General features: G+C 36.2%; 16 protein-coding genes. 12 read left to right on the top strand and 4 right to left on the bottom strand.

Annotated features, from left to right (window positions below; genetic code table 11):
• Positions 1-5: 5 nt before the first annotated feature.
• Positions 6-1316 carry an S-layer homology domain-containing protein gene (locus KOL94_RS13930; protein WP_221567007.1) on the bottom strand — a complete coding sequence of 437 codons (1311 nt, stop codon included), beginning with the start codon at positions 1314-1316 and terminating at the stop codon, positions 6-8.
• 799 nt (positions 1317-2115) lie between these two features.
• Here KOL94_RS13930 and KOL94_RS13925 point away from each other — a divergent pair.
• The 6 genes from KOL94_RS13925 to csaB all read left to right on the top strand — a co-directional run bounded on the left by KOL94_RS13925 (position 2116) and on the right by csaB (position 10846).
• Positions 2116-4029, top strand: a complete 1914-nt coding sequence (locus KOL94_RS13925) for an S-layer homology domain-containing protein (protein ID WP_221567006.1) — start codon at positions 2116-2118, stop codon at positions 4027-4029.
• A 145-nt stretch (positions 4030-4174) separates the two neighbouring features.
• The gene (locus KOL94_RS13920) at positions 4175-4915 is read left to right on the top strand and encodes a WecB/TagA/CpsF family glycosyltransferase (RefSeq protein WP_221567005.1); all 741 of its coding nucleotides are present in this window, start codon (positions 4175-4177) and stop codon (positions 4913-4915) included.
• A complete protein-coding gene (locus tag KOL94_RS13915; RefSeq protein ID WP_221567004.1) occupies positions 4912-6498 on the top strand; it encodes a putative polysaccharide biosynthesis protein in 1587 nt (528 codons plus the stop codon). The genes KOL94_RS13920 and KOL94_RS13915 overlap by 4 nt, the downstream gene beginning before the upstream one ends.
• A gap of 161 nt (positions 6499-6659) precedes the next feature.
• Positions 6660-7736: a glycosyltransferase family 4 protein gene (locus KOL94_RS13910; protein WP_221567003.1), complete on the top strand. Its 1077-nt coding sequence runs from the start codon at positions 6660-6662 to the stop codon at positions 7734-7736.
• Positions 7737-7857: 121 nt separating this feature from the next.
• Positions 7858-9738 carry a DUF5693 family protein gene (locus tag KOL94_RS13905; protein ID WP_221567002.1) on the top strand — a complete coding sequence of 627 codons (1881 nt, stop codon included), beginning with the start codon at positions 7858-7860 and terminating at the stop codon, positions 9736-9738.
• Between the two features lies 1 nt (position 9739).
• A complete protein-coding gene (gene csaB / locus KOL94_RS13900) occupies positions 9740-10846 on the top strand; it encodes a polysaccharide pyruvyl transferase CsaB (RefSeq protein WP_221567001.1) in 1107 nt (368 codons plus the stop codon).
• A 255-nt stretch (positions 10847-11101) separates the two neighbouring features.
• On the opposite strand, the gene KOL94_RS13895 is transcribed toward csaB, so the two are convergent.
• The 3 genes from KOL94_RS13895 to tagD form a co-directional block, all read right to left on the bottom strand.
• Entirely contained in the window at positions 11102-12106 is a 1005-nt protein-coding gene (locus KOL94_RS13895) for an LCP family protein (RefSeq protein ID WP_221567000.1), read from the bottom strand.
• A 169-nt stretch (positions 12107-12275) separates the two neighbouring features.
• The gene (locus KOL94_RS13890) at positions 12276-13370 is read right to left on the bottom strand and encodes a CDP-glycerol glycerophosphotransferase family protein (protein WP_260412450.1); all 1095 of its coding nucleotides are present in this window, start codon (positions 13368-13370) and stop codon (positions 12276-12278) included.
• 49 nt (positions 13371-13419) lie between these two features.
• Complete coding sequence (gene tagD / locus KOL94_RS13885) at positions 13420-13818, bottom strand: glycerol-3-phosphate cytidylyltransferase (RefSeq protein ID WP_221566998.1); 399 nt, start codon at positions 13816-13818, stop codon at positions 13420-13422.
• A gap of 550 nt (positions 13819-14368) precedes the next feature.
• Between tagD and KOL94_RS13880 the strand changes: the two genes are divergently transcribed.
• The 6 genes from KOL94_RS13880 to KOL94_RS13855 all read left to right on the top strand — a co-directional run bounded on the left by KOL94_RS13880 (position 14369) and on the right by KOL94_RS13855 (position 22735).
• The gene (locus KOL94_RS13880; RefSeq protein WP_221566997.1) at positions 14369-16483 is read left to right on the top strand and encodes a CDP-glycerol glycerophosphotransferase family protein; all 2115 of its coding nucleotides are present in this window, start codon (positions 14369-14371) and stop codon (positions 16481-16483) included.
• Positions 16484-16943: 460 nt separating this feature from the next.
• Positions 16944-17768, top strand: coding sequence for an ABC transporter permease (locus KOL94_RS13875; protein WP_221566996.1), 825 nt, complete (start codon positions 16944-16946; stop codon positions 17766-17768).
• 15 nt (positions 17769-17783) lie between these two features.
• Complete coding sequence (gene tagH / locus KOL94_RS13870) at positions 17784-18590, top strand: teichoic acids export ABC transporter ATP-binding subunit TagH (protein WP_221566995.1); 807 nt, start codon at positions 17784-17786, stop codon at positions 18588-18590.
• A gap of 400 nt (positions 18591-18990) precedes the next feature.
• Positions 18991-20049: an acyltransferase family protein gene (locus KOL94_RS13865; protein WP_260412317.1), complete on the top strand. Its 1059-nt coding sequence runs from the start codon at positions 18991-18993 to the stop codon at positions 20047-20049.
• A gap of 526 nt (positions 20050-20575) precedes the next feature.
• Positions 20576-21355 carry a WecB/TagA/CpsF family glycosyltransferase gene (locus tag KOL94_RS13860; RefSeq protein WP_221566993.1) on the top strand — a complete coding sequence of 260 codons (780 nt, stop codon included), beginning with the start codon at positions 20576-20578 and terminating at the stop codon, positions 21353-21355.
• A gap of 315 nt (positions 21356-21670) precedes the next feature.
• On the top strand, positions 21671-22735 hold the full coding sequence (locus KOL94_RS13855; RefSeq protein WP_221566992.1) for a glycosyltransferase family 4 protein: 1065 nt from the start codon (positions 21671-21673) through the stop codon (positions 22733-22735).
• The last annotated feature ends 38 nt before the right edge of the window (positions 22736-22773 follow it).

Raw genomic sequence — 22773 nt, 5'->3', positions numbered from 1 at the left:
GATTTTTATTGATGTAACGCTCTTTCAAGGAAAGTAGCAAATTCTTCTCGTTCCACCGGTCGATTCGGAGCATATTTATTGTTCCCGACACCTATGGTGATGCCGTGTTCTGCAAGAGTATTGATAGCATCATATGCCCAGTGGGTATTTGGTACATCCGTAAAGGTTCCTTCACCTGAACCTTCCAATCCATGGGCTTTTACTAATATAATTGCCATTTCTGCTCGGGTGAGTGAATTTTCTGGCTTGAATGTTCCATCTTTATATCCTTGGAGGATACCATTGTGGCTGAGTATTGAGATCATTGGAAAAGCTGGATTTTCTAGTGCTAGATCAGTATAAGCAGCGGGTGGTACCTCGGGATTATAAACGATACTTCTCGTTAACATCTGAGAGGCGTGATCACGTCTGAAAAAGTCGTCAGGACCGAATGTTCCATCCCCGTATCCCTTTATGATTCCTTTTTTAACTAAATATTGTATGGAGTCATGTGACCATTTTTCTAGGTCGACATCTGTAAACACTTCTGCGTCCTTAACCTCGATCAGTTTCCAAAAAGAGTTTGCTAGAACGAGATAACCAGTTTCATTAGGGTGGATGTCCTGTGGGTTGGAAAGGTACTCTTTACCATTAGGGTTAAATGCTTCAGCTGTTGGAACATACGTAGCTCCCGTAGAACTTGCAGCTGTGTTTATAACATTATTCAATTGTTCTAATGCTATCAGGACCTTCGGCTGTTCTGAATCGGGGAGGTATGGAAATGGGTTATAATAGCCCATCACATAAATATCAGCAGATGGATTCAAAGTTTTTATAAGGCTTATTATTTGAACGATATTTTTCCCAACATCTGATAAAACCTGAGCGAAAACTTCTTCATCATACGATATCGTACCGGTATGTGGATCGATATCGATAACAGCGAGCATATCATTCGCTCCGATGTTCAATGTAATCATTTCAGCTTCACTGATATGTTTTTGAATACCTTCCGTATCTTCGCTGCCATCCATATTCTTTTTACGTACATCGTTCTGTATATCTTCTAAAACTTGAGTAGATGTATATCCTGGGGCAGCATATTGCTTTGTGTAGGTACCGAGATGATTGATTTGAAGAAGCTGTTTTGCAAGAAAATCACTGTAGCTTGACCCAACACTACGCGTGGGTGTAACTCCTACAGCAAGTGAATCCCCTAAAGCGACATAGTCCAATTGTACTGGCTCTTCGGCCTGAACCGAGTTTGAAAACGGTGCTGCGATAACGATAAAAGTTAAGAAACAAACAAAAAACAATCTAACCTTACTGAACACCATCCATAAACCAATCCTTCCTATTTTCTATATTTATCTTTTGATTTTTATATTCCACTACTCTAGTGTAAAATCCTGTAAATTCTATTTCCTTTTTCTTCGACAATTTTGTGTTACTAAAAATAGATATTGTTGATTTCAGACTAGGTTTAATGTGAAATTCCTTCGGGTCAAGTGGATCAGGATCTTAAACAGCCATGATTCAGTTGCGGACACTGACCTTCGTGACTAATCGAATCGCTTGATTGTGGTGAGGGGTGAATTTCGAAAAAATCATCAATAAGGTATATCACAATCATGAAGAAAAACCCGTGGAGAAGAGGTTTTCCATGGGGCTTCACTAACAATCTATACTTCTACCCAAGGTTCACCTAGACTATAATACCGTTATTTTCGTAAGAATAATTCATTTTGCGAAAGGTTTTTACATTTATATCCATAAACCTATGAATATCATAAATTGTACCGCCATTCATCAGCGAACTCTTAAAATAGACGGTTTTGTCTTTTGATTGTCCAACAGTCAGTTTTTCGACTTTCCGATCCACTATTTTGAAATACATTTTTAACGCCCTGTTAATCTGAATCTACTATTTTTATGTAAGAAAGCATAACCTTAAATTTCTACAAAATTAACTAACTATTTGGAGTAATATGTCATTTATCTGGTAATTTGGTGCAAATATGAGAAAATTATTTGTAATAAATAGTAATAATATGTATAAATAGATAAAATTTTGGTAGAATTTGCACGGACACTTTGCTAAAGTTATAGAATAGTAATTTATAAGGGGGATGAAGTATGCGTATTCATATGAAGAAAATTGTTTCAGTATTGATTTTGGTTTTGTTGATGTCTTTTGTTGCTATGCCTGGTGTAAAGGCAGCAGATGACATAACAGGACATTATGCTGAAAAAGAAATGAGAGCTCTAAATGAAAAAGGAATCATGAAAGGAGATAGGCCTGGGACTTTTTCACCTGATCGTGCTGTAACTCGTGCAGAGTTTTCGGCATTCGTGAAAAGGGCCTTAGAACTGGATCTTCCGATTGATCCAAGTACAGAATCTTTTGATGACGTCGAACCTGATGACTGGTTCTATGACGCAGTGAATCAAACTGTCGCAGCAAATATCATTACAGGTTACCCTGAAGGGGATTTCAAACCTAATCAAAAAATCACTCGCGAAGAAATGGCTGTAATCATGTACCGTGCTTTGCATTACAAGGGTATTGAGATGGAAGAGATTATTTTGACATTCAAAGATAAAGACACGATACATAAACATTTTGTTGATGAAGTTTCCATGGTTGCCTCTGTAAAATTGATTGAAGGTTATCCAGATAATACATACCGTCCAAAAGACAATACAAAACGAGCTGATGCAGCGCTGGTCATCTATAGAATGCTGAACATAATCACTCCACCGCCAGTTCTTGAGTACAGTGTTGCAAATATCTCATCTTCTGGAGAATTAGAGGAAGTTAAAAAATATGAAACATACAGTGATGCAAAGAATGCAGTGAAATCCCCAACTTCACAAGTTGTAATGAAGGGGAAAAAGATTGTCTGGATGAATAGTGGTTTCACGGTTTCAACTGGTTACACAATCATCTATGACAGCACAAAATTCACTTCCAACTACACTTATGTAACGACAGGAACCGAAATGCAATTCCACTCTGCAGGGGAAAATTGGGTGGAAGTCACTGTTGCGGATACGCGTGGATATGTGGAATTGGATAAAGTTACATTGACGCCTTACCAATTGGCAAGCGGAAGATCCTATTATGCTGCAAACTCTGGAAACCTTTATCACTATATCTATAGTTCTACGCTGGATCGTTACAGCGCAATCGTAATAGGAAAAGCTCCTTCATTCATGACATCAGGCGCTAAATATTATAGCTGGGATGGAAATGAGTTCATGAACTCCTCTGGTAAAAAGGAGGGGCAAGCGTACCAATATTATCAGTACTTGCCTTTATATACAAAAACCAAGTATACAGCTGAACAGTTAGACTCTTTTATAAAGGATGCTTATCCAGATATCTATAAAAGTAAGTATCCTACGTCACCATTAGAAGGTACTGGTGAAATATTCAAAATGGTAGAAAAGAAATATGGTGTGAACGCGTTATACTTCTTATCCCACGCTATCCATGAAAGTGCATGGGGGACAAGCAAGATCGCGGTAGATAAGAACAATTTGTTTGGTTTAGGTGCTATAGACAGCAATCCCTATGAAAATGCCTACACATTTGATTCTTTAGAAGAAGGAATTGAAGAAGCTGCTACTGAGCATATCATTCGAAAATATTTCAAAGATACGGATTTCAGGTATTATGGAGCGTTTTTAGGGAATAAGACGATGGGAATGAATGTGAAATATGCATCAGACCCATACTGGGGACAAAAAATAGCAGCATATATGTATAGAGCTGATCAATATCTGAAAGGCGGAGACTTAGGTAATCATCAATTAGGTATGACAAATACTACGTCCCTGAATGTTCGTAGTGAGCCTAAAGTCGTTTCCGGTAACGATATTTATAAATTCCTTAAAACCGGGACTAGTGTCGCTATCCTTGGTGAATCCAAACAATCAGATGGTACCTGGTACCAAATCGTTCCAAAAAGCCCTCATTCTAAAGCTTATATTTTTGGAAACGGGACTTACGGTACGTTAGCAAAAAAGATTAATGTAGCAAAATAATATTCAAAATTAGGGAATGCGACTATTTCTAGTTGCATTCCCTTATGTTATGGTAATGTTAGTTTTTTAACATGTTAAATTTCGGTTTTGGTCGCAAAAATCAACAATTAAGAATAATAGAACCATATTTTAAGGGGAAGTATTTATGAAGTTAAACAAAATAGACGTCATGGGTGTACCATTTGTCGATACCTCAATGGATTCATTTATCAAACACCTTCATGAATCACATATCGTAAATGATAGTAAAGCGTTTGTCATCACGGCAAATCCTGAAATTGTTATGTATGCGAGTGAAGATGTGAGTTATAAGAATGTCTTGAATGATGCAGACTATGTCACTCCGGATGGCATTGGAATTGTAAAAGCAGCACGAATTCTTGGCACACCAATAAAGGAAAGGGTTTCAGGTTTCGATATCATGTGCAATCTCTTACAGATTGCCAATGAAAATCACTTTTCTGTTTATTTACTAGGTGCAAAAGAAGAGGTTTTACAATCTGCTGAGGCCAATATTCAAGCAACTTATCCAAATGTAGACATTGTTGGTTCGCAAAATGGCTATTTTAATTGGGAAGATAATGATATTGTGAATGATATCCAACAGCTTAAACCAGATATGGTTTTTGTGGCTCTTGGACTACCAAGACAGGAAAATTGGATTGCAGAGAATATCCATCATTTCAATAAAGGCATTTTTATGGGAGTGGGAGGTAGTTTTGATGTGTTTGCTGGAATTGTGAAGCGAGCGCCTGTAATCTACCAAAACTTGAATTTAGAGTGGTTTTATAGATTGGTGAAGCAACCATCAAGGGCTAAAAGGATGTTAGCATTGCCAAAATTCATGATCAAAGTGATTGAACAGAAAGTAAAGGGAAGAAAATGAGCGGAACATTTGTAAAGAGCACACTGATTTTAACGATAGCAACATTGATTTCTAAGATACTCGGAAGCGTCTTCAGAATTCCATTACAAAATATTGCTGGAGATGAAGTATTAGGGATTTTTACACTGGTCTACCCAGTCTATATGACGGCATTGATATTATCTGTGGCAGGTATTCCTTTAGCTATTTCACAGCTTATCTCAAAGGCTAGAGTAGAAAACGATCAACAGGAAATCAGGAATATTTTTGTCACATCAAGTATTTTAGCTGTTCTATTTGGGTTAGTGAGTTTCAGTTTACTCACAGGTTTATCTGAACAATTAGCTCAAGTATTAGGGGGACAAAAAACGAGACTGTCCATTATCATTGTCTCGATTACGTTGTTGATTGCACCATATATGGCTGTCTACAGAGGTTTTTTCCAAGGCTATGAAAATATGAAACCGACAGCATATTCACAAGTAATCGAGCAATTCATCCGTGTAGCATTAATAATTGCGATTGCTTATTACACGGTAAGTATGGATTTCAGCAATGAGGTTATAGCTGGAGGAGTAATGATTGGTTCTTCGATTGGTGCTCTGTTATCTCTCGTGTATCTTCGTTATCTATTCCAAAAGTCTTCATTTAATCCTGCTTCTAAACAAAAATATAGTTTGAAAGACTTTAAAATAACCAGTCAAAGGATATTGAAGGTTTCCTTGCCGATTTGTGTTGGTGCATTAACAATGGCGCTTTTAAATGTTGTCGACTCCTTATCGATTCCTTTCAGTTTGAAGATGGCCGGAGGGGAAAGTGCGGAAATAAATTATCAATATGGTTTATATGGCCGTGGGCTATCATTGGTGCAAATTGCTACAGTGTTCTCCACCTCCATTGTACTTCCTCTGATCCCTTTGATAAGTCGAAACTTAGCTCAAAATGATTATGAGAATGCTAACAAAGTGATAATGAAGTCACAAAATTTGGCACATCTTTTTTCGTGGCCGGCAGCATTAGGTCTTCTAGGATTGGCTTTACCCCTTAATCTAGGTTTATTTACTGATTTAAATGGAAGTCTCGTCCTTGCATTGATTGGACTCAGCGCTGTGTTCACGTCACTTACTGTACTTGGAACGGGAATTTTACAGGGGCTTGAAGAGTCCAAGCTGGCTGCATGGATCATTGTTTTAGGTGCACTTATAAAGGTTGTATTCAATTTTGTTTTCATTCAATTATATGGGCTTGTTGGTGCAGCGATTGCGACTTTGCTTATTTATATCCTAATTTGGTTGGTAAATTCGTATTTTATTTGGAAAAAAACAAACGTAAAGTTTGCTACAAGAGAAACTTTTGTTCAGTTTGGATCGTCTATATTGATGGGAGCGCTTATCGGTGTCCCTACCTTATTCCTTGGGCTGCAAGCTTGGGGGAGACTTGAAGCACTTCTTTACGGTTTTGGAGGAGTAATCATAGGTGCTGTTGTTTATTTGTTTGCAGTTATTGCATTTAAAGGGTTTTCAGCTGAAGAATTAAACCGGATTCCCGGCATAAATAAATTTATCAAAATGGCTGGTTTTAATCAGAAGTACCCAAACAAGTAACAAATAAGTTGTTTTTTCGACGATTTCTATAAAGTTTTTTATTTGATTGGAAAAAAATTATGATATAATTTTCATTATGATGTAATTCATGCTTTTATTAGAAAAAATAGGGATTCACCATGTATAGAGGTAAGAGTTTTTAGGGAGAGTGTTTTTAAATTATGCTGTTTTTAACGTTATTCATATGCTTCTTATCGTCATTATTATTAACACCAATCGTTAAGAAATTCGCGATAAAAATTGGAGCAACAGACCAACCCGATAAACGAAAGGTACATACCAAAGTGATGCCTCGACTTGGTGGTCTAGCTATCTACTTAAGTTCCCTTATTGGGTTTTATTTGCTCTCTCCTGATAAACAGTACATGATTCCTTTATTCGCAGCCAGCTTGATCATAATAGCAACTGGTTTTTTTGATGATATTTTTGAGATATCACCCAAAGTTAAACTTTTAGGCCAAATTATCGCTGCTGGTATTGTCATACACGGTGGTGTAGTCGTAAATTTTATCAATCTACCGTTTGATGTGCGTTTGGATTTAGGTATATGGAGTATTCCGCTCACCTTATTATGGATAATCGGTATCACTAATGCAATAAACCTGATTGATGGATTAGATGGATTGGCTGCAGGAGTTTCGTCGATCGTATTGATTACTATATCTACGATGGCGATTGTCAACGGCAACATGTTTGTGATTGCTGTAGGTTTTGCTGTATTAGGAAGTACACTTGGTTTCCTTGTATATAATTTTCATCCTGCGAAAATATTCATGGGAGACACGGGATCCCTATACTTAGGGTTTATTATAGCCGTAACATCTTTATTAGGATTTAAGAACATCACGTTGTTCTCTTTATTAGTCCCGATCATTATTCTTGGAGTACCAATTTCAGATACGATCTTTGCAATCATTCGTCGATTTGTAAATAATAAACCTTTATCTGCACCAGATAAATCCCATTTACATCATTGTTTACAAAGGTTGGGATTTTCCCATTCTACAACCGTTCTGATCATATATGCGATGAGTGCGATCTTTGGAATTGCCGCTGTTCTTATCGAACAAACCACATTATGGGGTTCTTTTCTTATCGTAACGGTATTACTGGTGTTCATTGAGTTGATTGTAGAAGCTGTCGGATTGATTGATACTAAGTACCGACCGATCTTAAACTTCTTCCAAAGAGTTACTAATACCCGTAATGTAAAAAGCATTCGTAATCTTAACAGATGACCAGGGGATAGTGAATACGAAAAGGGGATGACCCAACAGTAAAAGTGTCACACACTTATGGGTCAGCCCCTTGTTATTATCCATCCGTACTAACACGATTACTCAGAAAGGGTTGTTTTTGTTGAAGAAATGGCTGTGGATTGCTCTTATCCTATCACTAGCAGTTACATCTATCGGTCTATATGAACGTACTAAGGCTGAATGGACTTACAATACATATGAAGTTGCTGTCCCTTTTAAAGAAGTGGAAAGTTTAATTCGACAAGGTGCAAATGAAGAGGATGTTTTCAATGGGCTAAAATCTTCAGGTGTAAACGCTTTGAGCATTCCTCCTGAATCCATTAAATCACTGGAGAATAAAGGCGACATTCTATCCCTTGATCAAAATGAGTTCACTCGTTTTGCTTTACTTTCGGGTTATCCACTGGATGAGTTACCCGAAAAAAAAGGTTTGTACATCAGTATTTTGAAAAGCAATTTTCCAGTTGTGGAGTCACTGGAAAACGTATTTGGAGATCAAGTAAAGAATATTGAGATAAACGAAAGAAAATTCCTTTACATAGAAGGTGAACCGAAAAAGATTAAAAATGTTTATTTAGGCTATTCAGATGATACTTTCAAGTTGGTAGAAAGCTATGGTTTCTCAAGAATATTGCATGTTCCCGTTTCAGACATTACTGAAGAAAGCAAGTTCATTTGGGAACAAGCGATGACAATCGATGAACATGCAGATCAGATTTTATTTATAGGCGAAGAAGCCCTGGGATATCCGACTAATCATGTTGAATGGGGAAATAAATTAAAAGAAAAGGGCATATCGACGCTCTCTATTGAACAATTTGATCAAAAAGGATTTGAAAATCTTGCTAGGACCAATAACCTTAATGTTAAACGGTTGATAAGTTTGGATTTAGGAATCGGTTCTCTAATGGTAAATCAGGATAAGGCGATTAGAGCTGTAAAAGAACGAAATATCCGGGTTTTATACATTCACATAAACACTGATGGAGATCCAGAAGAGAACTTAAAGGAGAATATGAAGTTCTTCAAAAGCCTAAATAGTTCTATGCCACAACTATTCAAGCTAGGTAAGCCGGATGAATTCAGTGATTTGTCACGGCCGTTTTGGATGGTAGCGATGGCCTTATTAGGTGGAATTACGTTTGTAACCTTAGCAGTGGAAAGTCTTTTAAAGCGTAAGTTAGCAGTAGTTTCAGGTATAGCCATGTCGCTCATTGCATTAGGGTACCTTGTTTTCGGATCAGGTTTGTTATTGAAATTGATGGCATTGGCAGTTGCAATTATAACGCCTGTATATGCTGCTTTAAAATTGAGACCAATTGAACGGTATAGAGATATATTATATCAATATGGCCGGGCGATATTCATCAGTTTTCTCGGAATTTGGATCGGGATTAGTCTCTTATATGGAACAGAATTTTCATTACACATTGGAGAAGGTTTTAGAGGAGTGAAAATTCTTTATGTGTTCCCAATCGTATACACGATCCTATTTGCTGTATACCATTTATATAACACGAAAATCAATTTGCAAGAAGTAAAAAAACTTTTAGCCTTGCCAATCCTATATGGGCACCTTATCTTGTTGTGTATTTTAGCAGGCATCCTCGTATATTATGTAGGGCGTACAGGAAACTTCGGTACTGTGTTATCGTATGAACTGGTTTTCAGGCAAAAATTAGAAGAGCTTTTGTATGTAAGACCTAGAACAAAAGAATTTCTGATTGGATTTCCATTCTATATTCTTTCCTTGTATTTCTTCATGAAAAATATGAAGAAAACAGCATATGTTTGTTTAATCCCTGCTATAATAGGTTGGCTTTCACTAGTCAATACATTTACTCACTTGCATATCCCTATATACGTTTCTGTTTTAAGAAGCCTTTACAGCTTATCATTTGGTTTGATTGTGGGAATTGTTTTCATCATTGCCTTTAAAGCAGGGCGTAAATATTATTTGAAATTGAGAGCAAGGTGGTAAGATGAAATTAGTTATTTCAGGCTATTATGGCTTTAATAATATCGGGGATGAAGCAATATTAGCTTCAATGATTCAGTCATTGAGAGAAAATCAATCAGATATAGAGATTGTCGTTCTTTCCAATAACCCAGAACTTACAAAATCCACTTACGGTGTAGAAGCAGTAAATCGTTGGAACTTAAAAGATATCATTAATGCCTTGAAAGACAGTGATGGTCTGATAAGTGGCGGGGGAAGTCTGTTACAAGATCAAACGGGTTGGAAAAGTGTACCCTATTATTCTGGAATAATGTATCTGGCTAAACTACTAAAAAAACCAGTATATATGTATGCACAAGGGGTCGGTCCGGTAGATCGGTTGCTAAATAAATGGATTGTCAAAATCGTACTGAATAAAATCAATCGAATAACAGTGCGAGATGAAGATTCAAAAAAACTATTAGAAAGCTTAAATGTAAAACAAAATATTAGTATAGTCCCAGATCCTGTAATGGGATTCCGAGCAGAGAAATTAAATAGTGATTGGCTGAAGGGCGAAAAGTTCAAAAGGCCTGTAGTGACGGTATCGGTAAGGGATTGGAAAGGTCTTGAAGATTTTAAAATGAAAGTTGCTACAGCATTAGATACTTTAGTGGAGGAAGAGAATGTAGAAATCGTTTTTCTTCCTATGCATGGCTCACATGATTATGAGACTTCACTCCAAGTTGCCGAACTTATGCAAAAACCTTCTAAAATCGCTCCATATGATGCATCTATTGAAGAAAAAATCGCTATCATTAACTATTCTGAATTCTTATTTGGTATGAGATTACATTCTTTGATTTTTGCTGGGGTTGTAGGAACACCATTTTTGGCATTATCTTATGATCCTAAAATAGATTCATATTCGAATTTAACACTTCAACCTGTAGCAGGACATGTAGAAAAAGATGATTTGAACGATCTATCTAATGTATTATTAAAGAACTATCGATCCAGAGAAGAATTATTGGATTTGATGAGAGGGACCACAGAGGAAATGAAAATGACAGCTAAGGAGACAGCGAACTTAGCGATTTCGATCATTAGTTCATCAAATAAAAGCTATTTGAAATCGAAAGCTAATTGACCACAAGTTCCACCGAGACAAACAGCGTTAAGTAATTAGTTAAAAACAAAAGAAAGCCCTAGAAGGGGGCTTTCTTTTGTTTTGGTTTTGATAGTTTTTATTATTAATTATTACGAAATTCACTCAACTTTACGCGGGCGATCGAGTTCTTCTCGCGAGTTCCTCGCTGTGGGGTCTCGCTTGGTTCGCTGTTCCCGAAGGAGTGTCACAAATTACGTTTAGTATTAACAAAGCTCCTTTAACAGAGCCTTTATATTAATTATTTGTATCGTCTACTTGGTTTCCTTCGGAACTGGCCTCATTGTTATGGTTTTCAATGTCTAAATGTGTTTTCAAGCTGTTAGAGATCTCATTTACGCTGGTTTGATCCAACATATAATAGAAGACTCCGTTATTGGAGTTTTCGCCTTTCAGTTCAAGTGCGTCAATTTTATTAATTTCCCCTGCATAGCCATGAAGCCCTACAATTTCTTTAAAGTTTAAATCTAGCTGTATATTTCCATCTAATCCATCGATGACATCATCATATTTCGTAATAGAACTGAATTTCGAACCTTTTTCAATAATAGCTTTTATAACTTGTCGCTGTCTTTCTCCACGTCCAATATCACCAGTAGGATCTTGTTTACGCATACGGACAAAGGCTAAGGCTTCCTCACCATCTAACAATTGGTTACCCTCATGAAGAGTGATGGCATCCTGGCGGTCTCTACTATCCTGAACAGCAAATGTTTTAGGAACATCTACCTCAACACCACCGAGTGCATCGACTATATCAATAAATGCCTTAAAATCAACTCTTACATAATGATCGACTGGAACATCAAATAAATTTTCCACACTTTTTACTGCAAGGTCTACTCCGCCGTAGGCATGGGCATGATTGATCTTGTCCATACCCCTTTCAGGTATTTCCACATAGGAATCCCGAGGGATACTAACCATTTTTACAGATTTATCATCTTTGTTGAAAGTGGCTAATATCAGTGCATCAGAACGACTCACCTTTTCACCTTCACGAGCATCAACACCGATGAATAATACTGAAAAATTATCTTCGTTGACATCAATTTTTTCCGTACGAAGTTCTGATTTTTCGCCTCGTTGCAATTCTTCTACTGAATTATCAGTTGCATTTACTAGTTTGAAAGTTAAGTAGGACCCATATCCGATCGTGCAAAAGACTATTAAAAATATGGGAATTAATATCATGCGTCTACGACGGCGTTTTTTCTTCTTTCGTAATTCTGTACGATACATGCTTTAGCTCCTCAGTATGGATTAAAATCAAAGCCCAGATAATAAAAAGAGACCGCAATGGTGGTCTCTAAAAAATCTACCAACTTTAAAAAGTTTATCCTATAAAAAATGATATATCAATACTATCTTCAAGTTTAGTTTTAACAATTCTTAAACTATTAAACATTATTTATTGATACAATTCTTTGATACAGGATTCGCTTGAATTCCCTTTAGAGTATTGATTCCATACCTCAGCAAATTTTTTTACGGAATTTCTATCAAAGTTATTTTCTTTGATCATGGATATGATTTCACCTGTATCTTCAACGATTGGTCCAGGTATATCTTTTTCGAATTCTTTCCAAATTCCTCGATCCCTTTTGTAATCCTTTAAGTCATACATAAAAAAGATGATCGGCTTTCCAAGTAATGAAAATTCAAAAGGAATGGATGAATAATCAGTAATGAGTTGATCGGTTATTAATAATAAATGATTGACTGAATAATAATCGGAAACATCATATACAAAGCCTGAAAAATCATTAGCTAGACTAAAATTTACAGCAGGATGTATACGTAAGAACACTACATAATCATCCTTCAATTCATCATGCATAGATTGAAGGTCCAAACGGATATTTGAGAGATTAAATTCCCCATCTCTGAAAGTAGGTGCGTATAGAATAACTTTTTTTGAATTGATGATAGGAAATTCAATTTTTAATTGTTCTATTACAGATTTCTTTTGTTCCTCATCATAGAAAAAGTCAGTTCTTGGAACACCGGTCCTCATGATAGCTTCATCATCTACACCGAAGCTTTCGTGAATGATATTTGCCATCCTTTCAGATCCAACAGCTATTTGGGTATGACGTTTATAGACACTTTCGATTCTTTTCTTTGCAGAATCAGGTCTGCTTTTCATCGAGGGGTCCATAAGACCAAACTTCTTTATTGCGCCAGCTGCATGCCAGAGCTGAACACATTTTACATTCGGCTTGAAATTCGCAACAGATAAAAACCCGTAATAATTATCTACAAACACCATCTTAGAGGTACTTAGATGATAGATAGAAATGATCCAATGAAATAGGTTTATACATTCAAAAGAGTATACTTTAGATTTTTTTATATTGTCGAAATTAATCGGGCATTTTGGATGTTTTAGAATAATAATTTCATGATCTTGTGTTTTTGATAATTCGTCGGCTACAAAAAAAATATTATCCCCAAAAGAAGCAACTAGGGTTGTCTTTTTCCTTTGGGGAAATAGTTGGAACATATTAAATAACAGTTTGAAGATCATCAAATATGTTCCAATTAATAATTCTCTAACCATTATTGACTAATAGCAAATCTTTTTTAATCTTGCTTGTTGAGATGCCGACTGTTCGAGGGAGGTATACTACTTCAGTATATTCTTTTAGGAAATCGAATTTACCTTCCCAATCATCTCCCATTACGAAAACATCAATATCATTGTCAATGACATCCTGAATTTTTTGGTCCCAATGGTTTTCTGGAATCACTTTATCAACATAACGAATCGATTCTAGAATCACTTTTCGATTTTCGTAATTGTGATATGCTTTTTTGTCCTTAAGTGCATTAAATTCATCAGTAGAAACAGCTACTGTCAAGTGATCTCCCAATTCTTTAGCGCGACGAAGTAAATTTATATGGCCATTATGGAGCAAGTCAAACGTACCGTATGTTAAAACTTTTTTCATTTTAGTGTCCTCCTAAAGATTTACTAGATATAAAGACTTAAATAATTGTTACGTTCACATTGTATATATTAATATAACAAATTTGCGAGACTGTAACATAGGGTTTACATTCTATTAACAATACTTCGAATTATTAATACCACGTAAATATATAGTTGAAACTTTTTAGAGAAAATTTACAACAAACAATGATCAATTAATAATATTTACCAATTAACCTATCAATTATAATGTGAGTGTACCACATGTGTCAATTCATGGTATGAATATTTCCCTCGGGACTTAAGGCATAAAAAAAAGCCTATCAAATCTCCATCAATAAAAATCTGAATAGACTCTGTATTATGTTGAAGATACAAATAAGTTTTGGTTTCACGATTTTCAACTTTAATTGTAAAAGATTCCCTTTGCAAAGCTGATAAAATTTATTCTTCCTAAAGTTTTCGTATTAATCAATAGTTTATGACTGGCGAAAATCTCCATTTGAAAATCAACAGTTTACAACATATAATATCGTATAATGTCAAGAGAGAGGGGCAAAAGCAAAAATATGGAACAACATGATTTGGAAAATATTAAGATCTTGAATCTCGATTTAGAAGATAAAATCTATAAAATCGACATACCGGTAAAGAATTCTTTCATGGTTGATGTAGCTCAAATGCATTTTATCCTGTCTAATAGGCAAAATGACGAGGAAATCGTTTTGACTTCATTAAGTAAAGATTCATTAAATGAATTTACCATATATGAAATCGAGATCCCTTTCGATGCTTTTAAACCATCTGAGGATGATATCTGGGATTTATATATCATACGCGAAACTCACAATGGATTGAAAAAAAGGAGAATCAAAAGTAATTTTGAGCATATGAGGATATTGGCTATTGTCACTGGGGAAAATCAAAAAATGTTTTATCCATTTACTACGAAAGAAGGGAATCTTTCCTTCAGATTTAATCAATACACTCTATTTGCAGTATTTGATGATATCCAATTGACGAATTCAGGAGAATTTTCAATATCTGGCTTTTTCAACTATCCACCATTCCATTTAGTCGGAGGATATAACATCACAGGATTAAAGCTGGTAATCAACAATAATGGTGAAGAGGAAAAGTCCATTGATGTAAAACGCATAGCCCGCCCAGATCTCTATTCTAAATACACAAACCATCTTGCATTTAAAGAAATCGGTTTTGAAGGATCTTTTGATGTCAAAAGATATATCAATGGTAACAATAAAAAAAGCTTCAAATTTTTCTTGGAACTTGAGTATGAACATGAAGGCAGGACTGAAACAATCAGGAGCATAAGAGTGCGATTATCGCATGAGACAACGATTCCAGACAGATCTATCCTATCGATTAATGGTAAAAAGAAAAAAATATATTGTGGCGTTACAAAGAAATCAAAGTATTTTTCAGTAAATGTTGTAGATTATAATGTAGTCAAAGAGACACTAACCAATATTAAATCCAAATGGGTGAAAATTAGAAGAAGCGACTACTTGAAAAAAATGTACAAGGTTGTCTTCTATCTTTTAGGAAGAATCATGCCGGCTGATCAGAAGTTGGTTATGTTCGAGAGCTTTCTAGGAAAACAGTATAGTGACAGCCCAAGGGCTATTTATGAATATATGTTGGAAAACCATCCTGAGTATAAAATGTATTGGAGTGTCGATAGAAGGCATTTGAAATTCTTTGCAAATAAAGATGTGAAACATGTAAGAAGGTTTTCTGTTAGTTGGTTATTATTGATGACAAGAGCTAAATACTGGGTTTCAAATAGTAGATTACCGCTCTGGATTCCTAAACCAAAGCATACAATCTATCTGCAAACATGGCATGGTACACCATTGAAAAGACTTGCTGCTGATATGGATGAGGTCCATATGCCCGGAACCAATACGACAAAATATAAAGAAAATTTCTTGAGAGAAGCAAGCAATTGGGATTATTTAGTGTCTCCCAACGCTTATTCGACAGAAATATTCGGAAGAGCATTTGCATTTGATAAAACCATGATTGAATCGGGTTATCCTCGGAATGATTTTCTAATTAACTGTAATGATCTGGAAAACATCAATCAGTTAAAAGAAAGTATGCATCTTCCAAAGGATAAAAAAATCATTCTGTATGCTCCTACATGGCGGGATAATCAGTTTTATGCCAAAGGGAAATACAAGTTCGATCTTCAGCTTGATTTGGATAAGATCAGAGAGGAACTTGGGGACGAATACATTGTTTTGTTAAGGATGCATTATCTTGTAGCTGAAAACCTGGATTTGTCCGGTTATGAAGACTTTGTGTATGATTTCTCATTTCATGAAGACATCAGAGAATTGTACTTGATATCGGACATTCTGATAACAGACTATTCATCCGTCTTTTTCGATTATGCGAACCTAAAAAGACCAATGCTGTTCTTTGTGTATGATATCGAGGATTATAGAGACAACTTGAGAGGGTTCTATTTCGATTTTGAAGAAAAAGCACCTGGTCCTTTAACACAAACGACTGAAGAAATCATTGAAGAAATCAAGTTTATAGACGAGAATGGTTTCATACCATCTGAAACTACGGAAGAGTTTTACAAGAAGTTTTGTTATTTAGAATCTGGGGAATCTTCGAAGAGAGTTGTAGATGAAGTGTTTAGGAAATAAATCATAAATACTTACGTCTATCGTCTGGCTGTCGAATTTGTTCGACGGCCTGTTTTATTAACTAAAAATATTGCTTTCTGCGAAATTCACTCCCTTTCCGCGGGCGAACTGCAAGCCTCCTCGCTCGCACCTCGTTTCGGGGTCTCGCCTGGCTCGCTGTTCCCGCAGGAGTGTCGTGAGTTTCGCCTAAATCAATCTTCGAGTTAAGAGTCATGTTGAAATATTAACTCTTAACTGTTTAGTAATTGTACCTTTCTAACCTTGCAGATTTTATATTTTTTTGTAAAGGTGCGGTTAAATTTCTGTAAATATGTACGAACTACTAATTGGCACGCGGAGCACCGGGATCTGAGTTTACAACATCTCTACAATTATGTATCATTTGTTGTGTTTTAAAAAGTATGAAAGTATAATTTGAGAAGTATTTATCATTTAAAAGATACACAGGAAGGACTAAAGTATGAAATCCGTAATCACTGTGATTAAAGAACAGATTGATCACTTCTATTTGGTTAGAAGATTATCTTTATATGAATTGAAAAGCTCAAATAGCAATAACTATTTAGGTATGGCATGGGAGCTCATCAATCCGCTTATCCAAGTAGCAATTTATTGGTTTGTATTTGGATATGGTATAAGACAGAGAGCGGATATTACACTGGAAAACGGGTTGGAGGTTCCTTTTCTGCAGTGGATGCTTGCTGGAATCATTATCTGGTTCTTTTTCTATCAGTCCACAATAAAAGGCTCTAAATCGATTTATACAAGGCTGAGAATGCTCTCAAAGATGAACTTTCCAATGAGTGTCATTCCTAACTATATTATTTTTTCACAATTTTATATTCATGCTGCTTTAGGTGTCATTACAATCTTCGTCATGCAATTTTCAGGTTTTCCGATAAATATTTATTATTTACAATTCATCTACTTTATTTTTGCAACGTTCATGTTTATCTTTGCACTAGCATTAGTGACATCAACACTTGCAACCATCATTAGAGATGTGCAAATGTTTTTACAAGCAACACTACGTATGCTGCTCTATCTATCACCGATTTTGTGGCAGGTTTCAAATATCGATAATGCGTTTATACAGTTGGTTATGAAGATCAATCCGCTGTATTATTTAATTGAAGGGTATCGAGCCGGATTCTTCGGATTAGGCTGGTACTTTATTGAAAACTGGGAATATACGTTGTATTTCTGGGCTATAACTGGTCTGCTCCTTTTCATTGGTGCGACAATACATGTGAAATTCAGAAGGCATTTCATCGACTTTCTATAGATGAGAGGAATCAATATGGAAAAAGCGATTATCGTTAAAGACGTTTCGAAAAAATACAAATTATATAAGAAGTCTTCAGAGAAAATATTGGATTTGCTTACACCTAAAAGCTATGGTGAAGATTTTTATGCTTTAAATCATGTGGATTTTGAAGCTGTCAAAGGTGATGTTGTAGGGTTTGTCGGGATCAACGGTTCTGGAAAATCGACATTGTCAAACATCATTGCGGGGATCGTCCCGGAAACAACTGGTTCTGTGACGTTGAATGGTCAAGCAGCATTAATTGCGGTTGCTTCAGGTTTGAAAGGTGATCTGACTGGTAGAGAAAATATTGAACTCAAATGTCTTATGCTTGGATTTTCCAAAAAAGAAATTCAAAAAATGGAAGAAGATATCATTGAGTTTGCCGAATTAGAGAAATTTATTGATCAACCAGTAAAATCCTATTCGAGCGGAATGAAATCACGTTTAGGATTTGCGATTTCTGTAAATATCGACCCTGACATCTTAATTATTGATGAGGCATTATCTGTAGGAGATAAAGCGTTTGCGGAAAAATCACTGGAAAAAATGAAGGAATTCAAAGCTAAAGGGAAAACAATGATTTTTGTCAGCCACTCAATTGGCCAAATGAAAAAGTTCTGTGAAAAGATCCTGTGGCTGGAATTTGGAACCGTAAAAGAATTCGGTCCGGTGGATGAAGTGTTACCGAAATATGAAGAATTTCTAAAGAAATATAAAAAAATGTCTAAAAAAGAGAAGAAAAAGTATAGAGAAGTAGTAACCAAAAAGAATGCTGAGCTGAAAACAGCTACAATTTGAAAAAAAGAACCTTGACTAAGTCGTAGTCAAGGTTCTTTTTTGTTTGGCTTTGTTAATCTTCGCTGTTGATTTTACACGAAATTCACGACACTTCTGTGGGAACAGCGAGCCTGGTGAGACCCCGCAACGAACTGTACAAGTTCGTGAGGAGGCTCACGGTTCGCCCGCGGAAAGGGAGTGAATTTCGAAGAAATCAACATCATTCTTTAACAAAGCCTTTTGTTTAAGTAAGTACTTTGGATAAGCAGGGAGCATCCTCGTAAAAGATTTGACTTTGTGAAGATTTCGTTATGATTTGGATATTGCGTTGCGATGCTAAAATAATTTTGATAAAGTGTCCTAGTACGATGGTAATTCGACAAAATTCGACAAATACGATTTTAGTTCGTAGGTGATAAAAATGATAAAGGAATGGAACCTATTACGCTTTGTTGCTTGCTTGAGTATTGTCTTTCTTCATAGTACTACTCAAACAGGGATATCCGTGGGCTATCCCCACACTGAATTTTATAACTTGGCTCGACTGTTATTGTGTTACGCTACTCCAACGTTCATTGTCTTATCAGAAATTATTTTGGCAAACCGTTATCCGGATCGTTTGGGAGAGGGGTTTTTCAGTAAACGAATAAAGTGGATCTATTTTCCCTTTGTTTCGTTCGCCATTATTGATGCATTGGTCACGTTCAATTTGAGCAGCACGGTCCAGTTGAAGGATAAAGTTCTTGATAACGTTTTGTTCGGTATGTTTGAGGGATATTTTGTATTGATCATTCTGCAATTTTATATCTTGCATTATTTAGTCATTAAGTTCAATATTCCGATGAAGATCCTGCTGCCGATCAGTTATGTCGTTATGTTTGCTCACCTTCACTTTTTGAATTACTCGGAGTTAGCGTTCATAAAGGATAACCGGCATTATTTGAAACTGCCATTCACAGCCTGGTTTGGTTATTTCACTACAGGCTATCTGATTGGACGCCATTATAACAAGGTCATTGAAATCACAAGAAAATATAAATGGTACATTCTAACCGGCTTATTGATGGCTATGTATTTCATCGCAATGAATTATAAATTCGGTTTTACAAGTGTTAATTCTAAACGGTTCGATTTATTCCCATTTGTCATCTTAGGTAGTTTGGCGATTCTTACGTTTGGAAAATTCGTTCCTAACTCGAAAATTATAAATACGATCAGTAATTATTCATTTGGAATCTATTTATTGCACTGGCAAGTCCAGCGTTATGTTGGTCCTTATACAGCAAACTTTTTTGAGCATACAAGTACACGTGTGATCGGGTTGTTCATTGTAAGCCTCATACTATCTATGCTGATTATTAAATCAATATCTCTATTACCATTTGGATCATATATAGTCGGCAATATTAAGAGAAAAAACAAATCTGTACGTATCCCTGAATCCCAATATGGTTCAGTAAACCCTACTGTATCAAGATAAAATGAAAGGGCTGGTTTTTAAGATTGGAGCCAGCTCTTTTTTTATGAAAGGCTTTGTTAATAAACTTTGTTGATTTTAAGCGAAATTTTACCACTCCTGCGGGAAAAGCGAGCCAGGCGAGACCCAACAGTTTTTAAAAGGATCTTCGACAAAAACCACCACGTCCTGTTTGGTGAACGTCGAAGTAAGCATGAAGTGGGTTAATGGCATGGCAGTGATGTCTAGCTCATCGACCAGTCACTTGGATCACTTCAAACTTCCTGCGGCGACGGCAGCCTCCTCGTCAGTTTTCCAGTGACCTTTGTAACTAATCGGGTCGCTTACCCTTTTTGTTTACCCGCGGAAAGGGAGTGAATTCGTAGAAATCAACAATATAAACAAAACCTATGGAAAAAACATGGGATAAATTACACGTTAGATTTTTTGTATGTGACAATTTCGGCTAAAATCTTTACATATCATTCATAATTGTCGATAATTACAATTAGAGTAAGTACGCCAAAAAGTTACAATTAGGTGATGTTAAATGCAAAATACTGCGAAAATTAATATACAAGATGAGCAGAGTGTAGAGAGTGTAGAGATTCTTGATGTTCCTTTTGTGAAAGCAACACAGGATCAATTCATAGAGACTCTCCACACTCATGTCAAAAGAAAAGAAAAGAAGTTTGTCATTACAGCTAATCCGGAAATTGTGATGCAAACTCTTAAAGATGAATCATTTAAACAGATTGTTCAACAGAGTTCGTATGTTACGCCAGATGGAATCGGGATCATCATCGCTTCCAAGTTATTAAAGAGGCCTATTCCAGAGAGGGTAACTGGTTTTGAAACAATGATGGGACTACTTGAGATGGCTGGGAAGAAGGGCCATTCCGTTTACTTTATAGGTGCGAAAGAAACAACTATGAAAAAAGCAGTAAATAACGTGCAAAGCAGATTTCCAGGCTTACGTGTAGTTGGTTTTCGGAATGGGTATTTCTCGAATAATGAAAGCAAAAAGATCCGTGATGAAATCAAACAGCTTCAGCCGGATATGGTTTTTGTAGGTTTAGGCTGTCCGAGACAAGAAAAATGGATTTTTGAAAACTTTTCGCACTTCCAGAAGGGTATCTTTATGGGAGTAGGAGGAAGTTTCGATGTATTATCCGGTGAAGTGACCAGGGCTCCGCACCTGTTGAGGAAACTCCACGTCGAGTGGTTATATAGACTTCTGAGTCAGCCGTGGCGTTTCAAAAGGATGTTGGAAATCCCTAAGTTTCTATTCAAGGTCTTCAAAGAAAAGATAGCAACCAGTACTCATTAATTTTTTTCATTACTAAAAGTGTAGAGAGACAGAATGTTTTTTCTGCACTTTTTTAAGGCCCTCAATTATTTCCAATCTTTACTTGGTAAGGAAAAGGTTTTCCCTACATCAAACGGTTTCAACTATCAAAGAATAAGGATTGTGAATTGTAAAAATAGGGAATAACGTCAGTAACGATCAGTGTGTTTCGAAATGTTTAATTAGTTTTAATAATTTGCATTATAATCTTTACAATTTTTACTGAATAAAGAATTGATTTTCAATAAGTATGTGATACGCTTACCTAGAATGTTTTTTGAAAAGGAGATCCAGTTTATGGACCAGAACATGATCATAGCACTGATAACATCATTTATAACCGTACTGATCATTACTCCATTCGTCATAAAACTCGCTCATAAAATAGGGGCAACAGATAAACCGAATAATCGGAAAGTCCATCAAAAAGTGATGCCGCGTTTAGGTGGACTGGCGATTTTCATCGGGTGTACTGCTGGATATTTTGCTGGAGGACTCTATAAAGAGCAAATGACCGGTATTCTGATAGGGGCTTTTTTAATCATTGTTTTAGGAATCCTTGATGATATTTTGGAATTATCAGCAATCGTAAAACTTTTGGGGCAATTGATCGCGGCAACACTTGTCGTATCAACCGGCTTGACCATAAATGTCCTAAGTGTACCTTTCCTAGTAGAAAATTATGAACTTGGAATGTGGTCCTATCCGATTTCAATACTTTGGATTGTCGCAATTACGAATGCGATTAATCTGATTGATGGGTTAGATGGCTTGGCAGCAGGTATATCTTTAATTGGGATTGCAACTATTGCCTTTATGGCAGGAGCTGCTGGTAAGGGACTGATTATGACCTTAGCCTTGATTTTGATTGGAAGTATCATCGGTTTTCTCTTTTACAACTTTCACCCAGCAAAGATATTCATGGGGGACACGGGAGCACTGTTCTTAGGATATGCGATTGCGATCCTATCGCTCTTAGGGCTATATAAAAGTGTGACCTTGTTCAGTTTTCTCGTTCCAATTCTCATCCTTGGGGTACCGATTTTTGATACGTCATTCGCCATCATAAGGCGGGTTGTCAATAAAAAGCCGATTTCAGCACCAGATAAGTCACATCTGCATCATCGTATTTTAGCTCTTGGTTTATCGCACAGGAATACTGTATTAGTGATTTATGCGTTCGGGATCATTTTCAGCGTTTGTGCAGTACTTGTGACTGAGACAACATTGATCGGGTCTTTGTTGATTTTATTCGGTTTATTCATTGCATTTCAGCTAGTTGCTGAAACCGTAGGCCTTGTAAGTGACAGATATAAACCATTTTTAAGGTTTTATCGTAAAGTGATTAAAAGTAGACAATAGTTACGTTTATATAAGGGGTTGACTCATTAAGCCTGGCG

It is taken from the genome of Alkalihalobacillus sp. TS-13 (assembly GCF_019720915.1).
Classification (GTDB): Bacteria; Bacillota; Bacilli; order Bacillales; family Fictibacillaceae; genus Pseudalkalibacillus.
This window is presented reverse-complemented; position numbering and strand designations above follow the sequence as displayed.